Origin of the sequence: Desulfatibacillum alkenivorans DSM 16219, assembly GCF_900142135.1 — a bacterium.
Classification (GTDB): Bacteria; Desulfobacterota; Desulfobacteria; order Desulfobacterales; family Desulfatibacillaceae; genus Desulfatibacillum; species Desulfatibacillum alkenivorans.
Window position 1 is genome coordinate 1 of sequence record NZ_FQZU01000067.1, and the last position, 15395, is coordinate 15395.

A 15395-nucleotide genomic window follows, 5' to 3' on the forward strand; every position below is an offset into this window, starting at 1 on the left:
GTGACGTCGACCGTTGTTTGGCCCGTGGCGTTGATGCTTCCGGCCAAGGCCGTGGCGATGTTTCCGCCGTTGGCGTTCAGATCGACATTGGCGGAACCGGCGGTTCCGGTTGCGTCGATGTTGTCGTTCACCGTGATGCCGGTAGTCGCCGTCAGAGTCACCCGGGCGTCGTCGGCGCCGTTGGCGTCAATGCTGCCGTTGGTGGTGATGGAGCCTACAGCGTCCAGGTTGATGTCAACGTCGTTATTGCCGTCGGAGTTAGTGGTGGTTCCGACGATGTTGGCGCCCGCTGCGGTGTCGATAGGTCCGCCGTTGGCGTCCAGATCGATATCCACGTTGCCGGAGGTGGAGGTCACGGCAATGGCGTCGTTCACGTCAATGGAGCCGGCCGCAGTCATGGACAGGTCCGCGAGACCGGTCCCTGCATCAGCGTCTATGCTGCCGTTGGTTTGAATGTTGCCGCCCGCGGTCAGGCCGACAGTGACCGTCGTGCCGCCGGAAGCCGTGATATCGCCGTTTACTCCGGTGGTAAGGTTGCCGGTGACGGCGTCCAGATCCACGATGGAGAAGCCGTTGGCGCCGATGGCGGAGATGGCCTGGTTAACCGTCAAGGTTGTCTGGCCTTGCAGATCCACAACCGCATTCGAGGTTCCGGCGGCGCTAATGGCTGCGTTAGTGAGCACCGAGCCTTGATCAGCCTTGGCATAGACGCCCACCCATCCGGACGTTGCATCGGCCGAAATGGGCGCCTCAATGTCGATATCGCCTGACAGGTTAGTGCGTATGTCAACAGATCCACTGGAGACGGCGTTGAGGTCAATAGCGCCGTTAATGGTTATGTCGCCCACGACCGGCCCGCCCACGCCTGTGCCGGAATCAATATCAATCCGGGCATGGTCGCCGCTTCCGGTCAAGGTTCCGGCGGCCTGCGTAACGATCGAACCGGTTTGCGTGGAAAGCCTCATGTAGGAGTCTCCAGCGGCGCCCGATGCGTTCGCTGTGACCGCCGCTCCCACGTCAAGATTGCCCGTACCATGCGCCGTCAGGCCCACATCCACGTCCCCGGTGGCGCTGCCGATAATAGTTCCAAGGGTGTCGATGCCCAAGTTGGCGTTCAGCAGGACGAAGGCCGTGGCCCCGCCAATGGCCGAAATATCGCCGGTTGCGCTGGTGCTGATGGATCCGGTGGAAGCATTCAGATTAATGTAAGCGTCCGTGCCTTGGGCTTTAACCGCTTCGTTCACGGTCAGGTCGTTTGCAAGGATATTGATGGTAGCCGCCGCGGTGGCTGCTCCCGTTCCATTAGTGGAAATAGCCTGCACGCCGCTCATTCCAAGCGTAATGCCGCCGATGGTCAGGGCGCCCAAGTTCATGAGGCTGACCTCTGTCGGCCCTGCCACGCCGGTGTCGCCTGCGTAGGCTTCCAGGTTGCTGATTTGGACGTCCAGGGCGCCGTTGACGCCAACTGCGCCGATGGTGGTTTTGGCCGTCATGACCAGTTCATCGGCGATAACGTCGTTGTAATCCAGGCCGTCGCCGTCGCTGATGAAGGTGGAAGCGTCCAGGGTGACCCGGTCGTTCGTGGCCCGGACGGAACCCAGTTGGATGCCGCCGCTGGAGTTGGTGAGGGTGACGTCGCCGTCGCCTGCTCCACCGGCTGTAGCGGCGATCACGTCCGTGGCGATCATGAGGCCGGAGCCGGTGGCTCCGGCTACTATCACAACGTTGCCGCTTGCGGTGTCCACATCCGTGAGAGTCACGCCGTCGGACTCCGTGATGTAGATATCGCCGCTTGTCGTGCTGGAGGCGTTGATGCCAGCCACCGTGGTTTCAATGTCGGCTTCCCCTCCGCCGCCGATATTGTTGGCGGCGGTCAGGGTGAGGAGGCCGCCGGCGGACACGATGTCCACTGCGGCGTCGGCCGTAACTTCCAGGATGGAGCCGGAGCCAGCCGTGAGCGTAATGTCGTCTCCGATCGCGCCGCCCGCCTGCACGTATTCCACAAAGATGTCGTCGCCTGCATCGCCGCCGGTGGTGACGTCTACGTCATCCGCGGCCTGGACGTCCGTGAGGTACAGGTCGGTCTGGCCGTTGATCCAGACGTTGCCTGCGGTCTGGGCGTAAGCGGTGCGGATTTCCACACTGCCGGAATTGGCGGCCGAGCCGCCCAGGCTGTTGATGAAGATGCCGTTGGCGGTGGTGTTGGTTGCGTCGATGGTGCACGCGATGATGTCAATGGCCGCTGCTGCGGAAGAACCTGTGCCGATTCCATTTGCAGCCTTCAGGGTGACAACCCCCGAAGCCACTGTGATATCGACAGTTGCATCAGCGCCGCCGTCAATAATCTGATTGGTAGCCTCAACCTGGGCGTTTCCAGAGGCTGCGATGGCGCCGGACAAGACCACGTTGCCGTTTCTTGCGTAAAGGTCCACGCTGCCGGAGCTTGCCTGGACAGTTTGGGCCGCGGCGATGGTCAGGTTGCCGTTCAATGCCGCCAGCCAGACGTTATCGCCTCCGCCAACCACGAATCCTGCGTTCACCGTGTAATTGTCTTCGGCCATATGCAGAATCTGGTCACCAGAACCGCCGCCGGAGTTAAAGTTGGGCGCTGCGGCTATGGTAACGTCGCCCGTCTGGTAAATCTGGATATTGTCCGTAGAGTTGAAAGACCCGACATTAGCCCACTTGGCATCCACCGCTAAATAAATGGAGCCGGTTCTGGGGTCAATCGGGGTGTTGGTTCCAATGTAGTAGCCGCTGCCGGCGGAGCCGGCGTTAATGGTTAAGTTATTCCCCGCTTCCACCTGTGTGTAGAAGGGTATTACGGACGGCGCCGCCGCCGACCCGCCGTCCCCATCGTCGAGGACGTTTTTGTTGGCGTTAATTGTAACGTCAAAGCCGCTGACATCGCCCAGGGTGATGCTTCCTCCATTGGAGTCGATGTTGACGGTTGTGGCGGTGCCGGTAGCAGCCACCACGTAGTTGGCGAAAATATCACCGCCGGCTTCAATATCTATGGATCCGGTAGCGCTAGTAGCCCTCACCTTGCCGGTTCCGGGAATCGCCACATCCTGCTCGTCGCCCAGGATGATGTCATCGGTCTCATTGATGATGACCGAGGAACCTGTGGCGTACAGGGTGTTAACCGTGGTTTCAAGTCCGCCTGCAGCGGTGCCGATGCCGCCCGTGGCGTACATGTCAAGGAGGCCGTTGGCTGTAATGATATCCACGCCAACATCGCCGGCGCCGATTTCGTTAATGGCACCGGTGTCGGCGGTCAGGGCGATGTCGCCGCTGGCGGTCTGCACCACGCCCACCAGGATGTCGCCGGTGGCGCTGTTGGTAATGGAGATGTCGCCGGCTGTCGTTGCCGCCACGTCGGTGGCCGTCACATTGCCTGCGGCGGCGTTGCCGCCGATGATGACGATATCGCCTTCGACGGTGTCCACATCCACCAAATCAATGCCGTCGTATTCTGTGACGTATATTCCGCCAGTCCCGGTGACAGAAGCGTTCAGAGTGGCGATACGGGTTTCAATAACGTTGCCCACAGCGCCGATGCCCGAAGCCGCGGTGAGAACCGCGGAACCGTTTATGGCCGTGATGTCTATGTCGGCCAGGCCTGCGTCGGTGATGGCCCCGTTGGCCGCCGTCATGATGACGTCGCCGCCTACTGCGCCGGTTTCGCTGGTGATTACCCGGCCCAGGATGATGTTATCGTCCGCGATCATTTTGATCTGGCCGGAGCCCGCATCGATGACCGCGCCTGCGTTCATGGTGATGGAGCCGTTGGTCGCCGTGACGGTCACGGGCGCGTCGCCCGTCCCGGCGCCGCCGTTCACGGTAATGTCGGCGGCTGCGGCGTTGAATTTTACATCATTGCCGCCGCGGATGTAAATGCTTCCGGCGGGAGCGTTTGCAAGGATGGCTGCATTCAGCGTCACATCGCCGGCGGAACTGCCGGTGTCGATGACAATATCCACATCCGCTGTGGCGGAGCCGGTGATGACTGCGCCTGCGTTTTGCGTGATATCGCCGCCGGTGCTGTTGATGAACACGTCTGCGCTGGCGCCTGTGGACAGGGCGTCTATGGATCCGCCGATGGTCACGTCGCCGCCGGCGCCATTGGAGTCAATGTCCACGGTGGCTCTGGTAGTGGCTTGCGCCGAAAGATCGCCGATGATGACCAAGGCGCTCGAGCCCGTGCCGTTGGCGTCGATGTTGATCGATCCAACGCCGGATTCGGCGTCCGCCGTCACGTCATTGCCGATGGAGACCTGGCTTGCTAAGCCGCCCAGGCCGGCAATGGTGACCGTGGCGTTGTCGTCGCCGTCCGCCAGGATGCTTCCCCCGCCGGAGCCGATGGCCACGCCGCCGGCATTAGAGCGGATGGTGATGGTTGCATCGCTGCCGTTATTGGTGTCGGAATCGGCCAGAATGCCCACGCCGCCATGCACGGAAATATCTCCGTTGGCGTACATGCCCACAATCCCTTGGGCTGCGGCGTTACCACCGCTGACAGCCTGGATATCCGCATTGGAGTTCAGCGTAATGGTTCCGGCAACGGGAACTCCATTGGTTCCGATATTCACAATCGCGCTGCGGCCGGTGCCCGCGGTGACAGTGGATTGCAACAAGGCGTCCACGGTTACGTCGCCGCCCGCAAGAATTTCAACTTCAGCGGTTCTGGCGTAGGCTTGGGCGTATACGTCGTTATTAACAGTCACATCGGTGTCGGCCTGAATGTTCACAATGGCTTGGCCGGAACTGGCTAAGGCGTCTCCGGCGACCGCCTTGATGGAGCCTGCGCCGCCGTTAATGGTCACCGCTCCCGTGTAGGAACGGATGTAAATTCCCGCATCGTCGCTTCCGCCCGCGGTTTGCCCTGCGTCGGCCTTGATGGTCACGGCGCCGTCCACTGTAATGTCGCCCGAAGAGTGGATATAAACTTCCGCAGTGTCCGTTCCCGCGTAGGCCTTGACGTCCGCGTTGGAGCCCAAGGTGACGGTTCCGCCGATCCGGTTGCCGCTGGACCCTATATACACATAGGCGGAATAGCCGTCGTAGGTTATGCCGTCAGCGTAAATCTGAGTGTCGATACTCACATTGGCGTCGGCGAAGATTTCGATGACGGGATCATCCGAGGAGCCGCCTATAGCCGTCAGGTTGCCCGAACCGTCCGCCGTTACGCTTCCGCCCAAGGAGTTGACCGTAAGAGTCGCGTCGCCGACGGAATCCTCGATGGAAACCGGAGCCTCGATATAAATATCGCCGGAGGCGACCAGGGAAACCAGGGAAGAGTCTCCGGTATCGGCGCCCGTGCCGGCGATTACGGCGCCTGGATTGACGTCGATGTCGCCTGCCGTGTCCACAGTGATGACAGCCTTGTCGCCGGAACTGGTCGCCTGCAGGCTGCCGTCTACAGTCACCGTGCCAACGGCATCGATATTAACCACTGCCTCGCCCGTGTCAGCTTCGGCCAGCACGTCGGCGTTGGCCTGGAGGGTCACGGTTCCGCCAATGGCCGATCCCGGGGTTCCAATGGTGACGTACGCATTGGCGCCGGTGTCGGAAAGGGCGTCGGCCGTAACTTGGGTGTCTATGGTCACGTTGGAGCCGGCCAGGATTGTCACCCTGGCGGTGTCGCCGTTGTCTGCGGTGGCGGTCAGATTTCCCGCCGCATCCAGCGTCACGCTGGAGCCCGCGTCCAGCTTGATGGTGGCGTCGCCTTCGGTGTCCGTGACGGCTATGGCCGCATCCACGGAAATATCGCCAGCGGCCCAAAGTCCGGCATAGGTGCTGCCGGTATGATCGCCGTTGACCGTGATGGCGCCGTCAATATCAATGCCGCCTGCCACGGAGGTTCCCGAGGTTCCGATGTTCACGTTGGCGAAATGCCCAACGGAAGTGGCCGTGATGGTTCCGTCGATGTTCACCACGCTGCTTCCATCGGTGGATTGCAGGGTGATGGTGGACGCTGAGTTATTTGCGGAGCCCAGGATTTGTTTGCCCGCGCCCAGGGAAATGCCCGTAGAGCCGTCAGCGTTAATATTGATAATGGTTCCCGAGCCGTCAGCTTCCACGTCATTGTTCAGGGTGACGTCGCCGCTGGCGTCAATCAGGATATTAGCGAACCCTATAGCAATGGCGTCGGCGACAATGCCTGAGCCGGTGCCGTTGAGGGTTATATCCGCGCCGGCAAGAATGTCGATATCCGAATGACGTCCTTCGGCTTCCACCGTATTGGACAAGTCAACGGACCCTCCGGCGTTCAGATATACGGTCGCCGTATCGCCCGCGCCGGATCCTGCGTCCGCCTTGATGCCCGTACCATTCGCTCCCAGCGTGATGTTTCCGCCTGTGGAATCCACGTTCACAAGAGCGTCGCCGCTGGTGCTTGTAGCGAACACCTTGTTGTCCAAGGAAACAGTTCCTACAGCGTCAATGTCTATGGATCCCGTCAAGTTAGTCGTGGACGCCTGAATAGTTCCTGTGGCGTTCATGGTCACGACGTCGTCGGAGTTGATGTCAACCACCGCAACCGTGGTGCCCTGCGCTATCACGTTATCATAGATGTAAACGCCGCCGTCCACGTCAGCGTCCGCTTGCGTGTCCAGCACAATGTCGGCGGGACCGCCTGCGGAAATTGCACGGAGCCCGGTCTCCATAGTATTGTTGATGGTAATGCCCGTGGCGCCGTCTGCGCGCACGTACACGTCGGCATTGCTTCCGTCCGCGTAAACGTCTTCCGACAGGGTGACGTCGCCGCCCGCATTGATATTGATGGAGCCGACGCCCGAGCCGTTCGCTCTCAGGCCGTTGCCCGAGTCGTTCAGCGTGACGTTCGTTGCAGCGTCAATGTCGATCACTGCAATGGCGGCGGTGGCGGAAACCGTGTCGCTGATGGTCACCGCGCCCACTGTGGCGTTCAAAATGACGTTCGCGGTTCCCCCCGAGCCAGCGGTAATCCCGTTTTCAGGACCTCCGAGAATGGTAATGCCCGTGGCGCCGTCAGCCGTGACGGAAATGCTGCCAAAGGCCGCGCCGTTGGCGTCCACGTCTTCGTTCAAGCTGACATTGCCGGTGGCGTCAATGGTGATGGTCGCAATGGAGCCGGTGGTCATGAGGCCGCTGCCAAGGTCATTCAAAGTGACGTCGCCGCCTGCTATGATGTTGATATCCGCAGTGTTTGAACCGTCCGCCTTGATCGTGTCGCTTATGGATACGGTCGTTCCGGCGTTAATGTCCACGGAGCCCTTGGCGCCGCCGTCAGCGTATATACTGCCGCTGCTGGTTATGGTCACGCTGGTGTTGGCGTCAATGTCCACATAGGCGGTGGTTCCGGTAGCCGCAAGAGCCCCATCCACGGTAACCAATCCTGAAGCCGCGTTCAGGTTGATGTCCGCCACGTCGCCCGCGCCGGAGCCTGCGTCGGCCGTTATACCGACGCCGCTGGAACCGGCGGCGATGTTACCGGTCACCGAGTCCACGTTCACATAGGCGTTGCCGGAGGTGCTTCTTGCAGTCACCGTTCCATACAGATCAACATTGCCGTTGGCGTCGATGTCTATAGATCCCAGGTTCGACCCGCCCGCGTAAGCCAGGATACGGCCGCTGGAGCCCATGGTTACGGCGTCCGCCGCGTCGATATCCACCGTGGCCGCACCTGTGCCGGTCAGGGCGTCGCCCGCCTGCACCTTGCCGTCGATGGTCACATCGGCCGCTGCATCCGTACCGGCGTTCAGGACGATTTTGGACAGGACCGCACCAGGGCCCGTGGCGTCCGCCGTTACGGAACCGGAAGAGCCCACGGTGATGCCCGCCGAGCCGGTGGTGGTGATGGACACGAAAGCATTCACGGAGCCGGTTGCCGCAACGGAGGATCCTGTGGAACCCGAGCCGACAACGACAGATGCCGCGTTAATGGTGACGGAGCCGGTCTGGGATGCCGCTCGAATCTCGCCTCCTCTGTTCACCAGCACCGCGCCTCCGGCATTGATGTCCACAATGTCCTTGAAGCCGGGGCCGCCAGAAGCGTAAATATCGCCGCTTCTATCGACCGTTACAGCGTTCGCATTAATAATCAAATGGGCGCCGGTTGTGCCTGGAACGCCCGTTCCACCGGAGCCGGCCTCGGCGAAAATAGCGCCGGAGTTGTCTACAAGAACAATCCCATTGTTGGCTGTAAGCGTCAGGTTGGCGTTTGTATCGCCGCCTGAGCCATCGGCGGCAATAGAACCGTTCGAGCCGTTGACAGTAATATCGCCGTTGGTGGATGTGACGTTTACGGTAATGGCGTCCACGTCGAGCACTTCACCGTAAGCGCCCAGGTAAGCGGTGCCAGTACTGGTTTCCTGGTCCACAGTGATGCTTCCGCCGGCCGTGACGTCCATGGTAATGGTGGAGTCGGTTGCGTTTTGCTCGGCGCCCAGCCATACATCGGCGGTGCCTGTACCGGCTAGCAAATCAATGGTCCCGCCCGCGTTCACGGTCAGGCTGACTGTTCCATTGCTTCCGCCGCTGCCATAAGCCCAGATTTCAGCTAATGAGCCGCTTTCCCCGTCAATGAGTATATTGGCGGCGTCAACGGTCATCGTATTTGTCGCCGTATCCCCATAATTGTAGGACCGGATATAGGCAGAGCCGGAGCCGGCCAGAACGTTCAAATCTCCGCCGGAAGCATTGATGTCCATGGTGACTGTGGATCCGGACCCCAATGCAGAACCAGCTTTCGCCTGGATATAAGCCAAACCGCTATCCCCGTCCACGGTGATGCCGCCGCCCGTGGCGGTGACGGTCAGATCGGCGTCGCCGCCCGATCCCGCGGCGCCCAGTAGGATGCCCGCGTCGCCGGTGGCGCCTGTCAAGACCACGTTGCCTGCTGCAACCACAGTCATAGTGGCCGTGTCGGCAGCCGAGCCTTGAATCAGCGTATTCGCTGCGCCGGCGTTGATCAGGATGTCACCGGCGTCCGTGTATACCGCAACGTCGGTCAAAGCGCCCTGGTTCCGAACATCAATGCTTTCGTTGATTGTAATGGTTCCATTGGCGCCCAAGGTCAAGGTGGCCAAGGGGCCGTTATAGCTTCCCGCCGTACCGCCCACAAAGATGCCGGTTCCCGCGGTTCCGCCCACGGTGAGGGCTTTGTCATTGTACAGCGCAAAAATATCGGCAGTTCCATTGTCGGAGCCGAACTGGCCTTCCACGCTGTTGATGGAGACGTTCAATTCGTTTTGCGCGCTGTCGGCAATGCTGTCCCGGGCTACCAGGTAAGCGTAATCCGCGGTGATGATCGGGCCTGCGTTCGCGGCGTCCGCATGAATATTGCCGCCGCTGGCGGTGAGGAAGACGTCGTCGTCGGAAATCATGGCGCCGGCGGTTCCAAAATAAATGCTGCCCGTGGTGGCTTGGATGGTGATGTCGTGGGAACCGGTTGTGGCGCCGTCATAATCCGACTGCACGGAGGTGACGATTACGTCGAAACCGCCGCCCAGGGTAACGTCGATGTCGCCGTCGAAGGTCTTGACGTCCACCAGGGTAAGATCCTCAACAGCACCGGTAATGACTATATTTCCGCTGCCCTGGGAATCCGCGGACACATCGAGTCCGCCGGTGTTGACCACGTCGTTCAGGTAAATGCCGCCGGAGCCGTCGCTCTTGGCGTTCACCACGTCGCCGTCCAGGTCAATGGCGCCGCCCGCCGCCGCGCTGCCGATGGAGCCGGTTCCGCCGCCGCCGGCGGTCAGGGTGATGGATCCGCCGGTCGCTCCGTTGCCTGCAAAAACATCGGCTGCCGCCGTGCCGTTGCCGTCAACAATGTCGCCTTCCGCGTACAGTTCCACATTGCCCGTGGAAGCGCCTGCCGCTGCGTTCAGGGTAATATTGCCGCCGTTCAGGGCGACCAGAGCCAGGTTGTCCTGTAAGGTGTCCAGGGCCCCGGAGACGGTGATGTCGCCCCAGGCGCCGATGAGTATTTCGTAACCGCTTTGTCCGCCGTTAGGTACGGCGGCCAACGCTGCAATGGAGCCGTCATTAAAAATCTGGATGTTGCCGTTGGAGTTCAGATTCAGAACAGGACCGGAGTCAATATCCACCGCCTTCCAGATGTTGGCCGGGGTATTGAAGATGTCCAGCGAGGACGTCCAGCCGATGTGGCCGTTTGTGGCCGTCAGGTTGACGGAGCCGCCTGCATCGATTTCCGTATACGTGGCGAACGCGCCGCCGTCGCCGTCATCAAAAATGTTTTGATTGGCGGTGATATTCACGTCGCCGCCGGCGAGGCCCGCCGTAATGGAGCCCACTGTGACGTCGCCGGTATTGGAGGTCAGGGAAATGTCGGCGTTGCCGGCGCCGCCCGTGGCGTCAATATTATAAGCGAAAATGTCGCCCGAGGCCGTGATGTCTACAGCCGTGCCGGTTCCTGCAGTTGCCCGTATGATCCCGGAGTCCGGAACTGCCACAGCCTGGGTGTCGCCCAGGATGATGTCATCGGTTTCAATGACAGCCACCACGGAGCCGGAGGCGTACAGGGTGTCAATCCGGGTTTCGATTTCCCCGCCGCCGGTAGTTCCTATCGAACTGCCAGCATTGATTTCCGTAACCGCGCCCGCTCCATTGACGTCAATATCCTCTCCGCCTACGTCGCCTGCATCAATAATGGCGCCGCCCGCGTCGATAGTGGCAACCGTCGTGCCTGAAAGGCCGCTGACCAACCGGCCGATAGTAATGTTGCCGGACGCGTTCAGGTCGATATAACCGGAAGCACCTGCGTCAATCACGGCGCCATCGGCCATGAGGATTGCGCCGTTTGATGCCCACACACGGACAATATTTGTATCAGCAGTCGAAGCAGTCATGTCCAGGGTGGACGTGCCGTTAAAAGTAACATTATTTAAAGCCGAAACCCTTATTTCATTGCGGGAACCGCTGCCGCCTAACGTTACATCGGCAGTGCCATTTAAGATGGCATTCGAAGCATCAATGAACACGTAGTTCTGCGCGCTGGAACCACTGCCGCCGTTCAAGGTTATGGAGGCGGAATTGCCCATGGTGAAGGAGCCCCCGGCATCGATGTCCACGTAGTTGTTTGCCGTGGAGCCGCTGCCGCCGTTTACGGTAATGGCAGCCGTATTTCCCATAGCAACATTTCTGCCGGCGTTCGCCACCACAATGGCAGAGTCGCCGGAAGAGCTTATTGTAACAGAACCGTTCAGGTTAATATCCGCCGCGATGCCGAACTGGGTGTCCAGCGTAACAGTACCCGTGGAGCCAAAGTTGCCCGTGATGTCTCCCAAAAGGTTGATAGAGCCTTGGGTGGTTTGAATCCATACTGTACCCGAGCCGCTGCCCGAACCAGTAATATTGCCGTCCACATAAGCAGAACCCGCAGTGCCGGCAGCGTCATTCACGTCCAGGGTCACATTGACTGCGCCGGACCCGGAGGTGGTGGCGCTCAGGTCGCCCTGAACGCGGAGGGCCGCCGTGGCAGGTCCGCCATTGCCGGTTCCTTCCGCATTGATATCAATGGTAACAGCGCCGCTGCTTGCTGATGCTGTCACATTGCCGCCGACCACAACCCGGTCAAGGCCCGTTCCGTTGCCGTCGATGGTCACGGTTGCGTTCCCGCTGTTGGAGCCGCCGTTAACATCAGCGGTGACGGTTCCGGCCGCCGTGGTGGTAAGGTTATCGCCGGCCGTCAAGGTGACGGAAGCGTCAAAGGAGCCGGTTCCCGTGGTGGTCGCCAATATGGTATCGGCGGCGCTCAAGTCGGTTCCCGCAGTCAGTTTGATGGTTGCATCGCCTGACGTGGCGTCGGCTTTCACGCCATTGACGTCATCAACAACCGTCAGGGAGCCTGCTGCGGAAATATCCAGGGTGACATCGCCTGCAGCAATGGCCACCACGCCTGTCATGATGCCGCCGATCAAACCGCCTAATTGCAAGTCGTCTGAGTCAACGATGTAAGCCGCGTTGGAAGAGGCGCCATTGGAGTCGTTAGCAATCCGCACTTCCAGCAAGTTTGCGTCAATTTCCAAAACGTCCAGGCCGCTTCCGCCGATGTTGCCCGATACGTACAGAGCCACCCCGGGGGCAGTTATTTCGTCATTGACGCCGGTCGCGCCGTCGGAAACCAAGTTCTCGGAGGCTCTGATATAAACATAATCGTCGCCGATTATGGTTCCGCCAGCATTAAAAACAACGCTGCCGCTGGAAGCTATTATATTGATATCCGCATTTCCGGCAACGTTTACATCCGACTGGACATCGTCAATGGATATGTTTCCGGTTGTTGAGGTAATGAAAATTCCGCCGGTCTGAGTGTCTACATCGGACAGGTTTAGCCCATCCGCTTCCACAACACGAATCTCACCGACTCCGGCGCTGGCGTCCAAATCGGCGATTTGAGTTCTGAGAACGTTGCCCGAAGCGCCTATGCTGCCGGATGCGCTGAACACGGCGTTGGCGCCTTTAATCTCTATACCGGTGTTGCCGCCGCTGACAATGTCGCCGGATATGGAGGTCAGGTTAACGTTGCCTGCTGAGTACACATGGCTGTTTGCTGTTCCGGCTAGAGAAACATTGCCCTGGCCTTCGATGGAGACGGTGTTTGCGCCGGCGACGGTGTTGCCGTCCACGGCCACCATGGTGACGCTGCCGCTGTTTTCATCCACGGTGATCGCGCCGTTTTCCGTATCCACGTCCGTAAGGGTCAGTCCGCCCGCCGCCGTGGATTGGATCCAGACCTGGCCCGCCGTGTTGGCATGGGCTTCCTGGACGTTCACGGCTCCGGAGCCCAAAGCCCCTGTGCCGCCCAGGATGTTCAGGAACACGCCGTTAGAGGTGGAGTTGGTTGCGTAAATGTCGGTGGCCACAATATCAATGGCGCCTGTTGCGCTTGCGGCTGTTCCGATGCCGCTGCCCGCAAACAGGTACAGGTCATCCGCCAGGATGTCGGCCACGCCGTCAGCCACGCCGTCCACAATCCGATCGCCCGCGTAAATATGCACGTCGCCTGCGGTGCTGATGTCGCCGCTGCCAGCCAGATTCAGGGACACGCTGCCGCCGGTGACGACCGCAACGTTGGTTCCGCCGGTAAAGGCGGCCGCAGACGTTCCGGCTACATTAATATTGCCTGAGTGGGCTTCATCGCCGATGACCAGGAACCCGTTATTATTGACGGTCACAAAATCGGCCAGGTTGGTCGCTATAGGCGTGGTCACGAAGTTGACGTTGCCGGGGCCGTTCAGATTGATTACCAGGCTCTGATCCCAGGGGTAGAGCTTGACGTCCCCGCCGGTGTCGTATCCGGTTCCGCCGTTGCCGATGAGCGTGGCGCCGGTATTCAAGGTGATGTCGTCGGAATGGATGATCACGCCGCCGATGCCGCCGGCGCCGCCTTCCACGGTCACGCCTGAGCCGATTGTGACGGTTTGGGCGAGGGTTTCGGTGGTCAAAACAACATCGCCGTCGCCGCCGGAGCCGGCCGTCACATCTTGAACTACATTCAGGCTGCCGCTGGTGGACGTAATAATAATGTCGCCGGAATTATTGGTAACTGTCTGCAATCCGGTGGAGCCGCCCACGTCCAGGTTATTGGCTTCCAGAATGACGATGTCGCCGGTGTTGCTGTTGTCAGCAACCAGCGTGGCCACGTCGGTATGTATGGCCAAACCGGTGGCGCCCGTAGCGCCTATTCCGTCGGCGGCGGAGATGGTCAGCAAGCCGCCGTAAATGGCGCCGGACGTTCTGGAAATGGCGCCCGTAACGGCGTCAAGGGTCACGTCGCCGCTGTTATCCGCGGACACGTCGCCGTTAAGAACAATGTTTCCATTGGCAGTGAGGAAAATTTCAGCTGTGTTGGCTGTGGTTTCCAAGCCCTCTACCGTCACGTCGTCATCTTCACGGATGTAGATGGCGTTTTCTGAAGCGGCTTTAAGGGAGTTTACGTTCACGTTAAAAGGACCGGCGCCGGTGCTGCCCGCACCTACTCCGTCCACTGCGTCGATTTCCAGATAGTCGGCCGAAACCATGGCCAATAAGCCGGAGTCGTGCACGTCGCCTACACTCTTCAAGTAGACGTCGCCCGTAGTCTCGACGGCTTGTGTGAAAACAATATCCTTGGCGGCCGTGCCGTTTTCAGTCGTCAGATAGATGTTGTCATCGCCGATGTTGGTATCAAAAGCAGCGCTGTTAGCCAGGATGGAGCCGCTGGCCGCCGTGATGGACACGGTTTGGGAACCGGAGCTGGTGGCCAGGTTGAAATTACTCAAGGCCGCATTGCCCGTGCCCACGTCACGCAGGTAAATGCCGCCGGTGGCGGCCGTTACGTTGACCCGATTGGCGCCGGAGGCGATGTCAATGTCCAGGGCCGCATTGCCCGTGCCCGAGCCGCCCACGCTGTTGGCCGTAATGTTCAAGGAGCCGGCCTGGATGTATGTGCCGCCCCCGCCGACGCCGCCGTCGTCAACCACGGCGCCGCTGGCGCTCTCCAAAGTGGCTACACCGGTGGCGCCCAAACGGATGTCGCCCACGGTGATATCCGTGCTGGAATAGACTTCAATATTCTGGCCGCTCAAATTCGCCGTGGAGTCCACATTCACGGCGCCGCCGGCCAGGGAGCCGATCTCGATGGTGTCGGCGTTGATCCGCTGAAGAGCGGCGCCCGCGATGTTCAGGGCGCCCGCGCCCGAGCCCACGCCGATGGTTCCCTGGGAGGAACTCAGGATCGTCATGGTCCCCGTGCCCAATTGAATGAAGCCCGTGCCCATGACGAACTGGGCCGCGGAAACCTCCGCATCGCCGTCCGCAAGCCCGCCCACGGCCCGGGTGTCAATATTGTCCACGCCGGCCTTGCCCGAGATGGTCAAAACGCCGGAAGCGTCTCCGTCCGAGTCCGCCGACATGGTCACGTTTCCGCCGCCGGTTACGATGGTGGCGCCTTCAATCTGGGTCAGGTCGTTGGTGGCGCTCAGGTTCACATCGCCGCCGGTAACCGTGGCGTTTGAGGTGTCAATGTCCCCGCGCACCAGGAGGTTGCCCACGGCTGTCCCGGCGATTCCATGGGAGTTGGTCATGTTCACATCGCCGCCGTCGGTGGTGATGCCGTAGATGTCCAGGTTGCCGGTGCCTGTGCCTGCGTTGTTGATAGTAGCGGTCACGTCGCCGCCGTTGGTGTCCAGCTTGGCCAGGGTCATGCCGTCGCCGGCGTTGAAGAACATGTCTCCGCCCTGGGTCACGACCGTATCGCCGGGGGCCCCGATGAAGGTGATGGCGCCGCCGCCGTCGTTATCCGCATCCGCGGTCATGGTGAGAGACTTGGCTCCGGTGGTCTGAAGCGACAGGGTGTCGTCGCTCAGGTTTTCCACCGTAATATTATTGGTGGCTTCCAGGACGAT

Annotated in this window: 1 protein-coding gene; it reads right to left on the minus strand. The window is 60.4% G+C overall.

All coding sequences use genetic code 11. From position 1 onward, the window contains the following. Positions 1–15395, minus strand: a 15395-nt coding sequence (locus BUE18_RS28175; protein WP_083611306.1) for a beta strand repeat-containing protein, incomplete at both ends; no start/stop codon positions are given.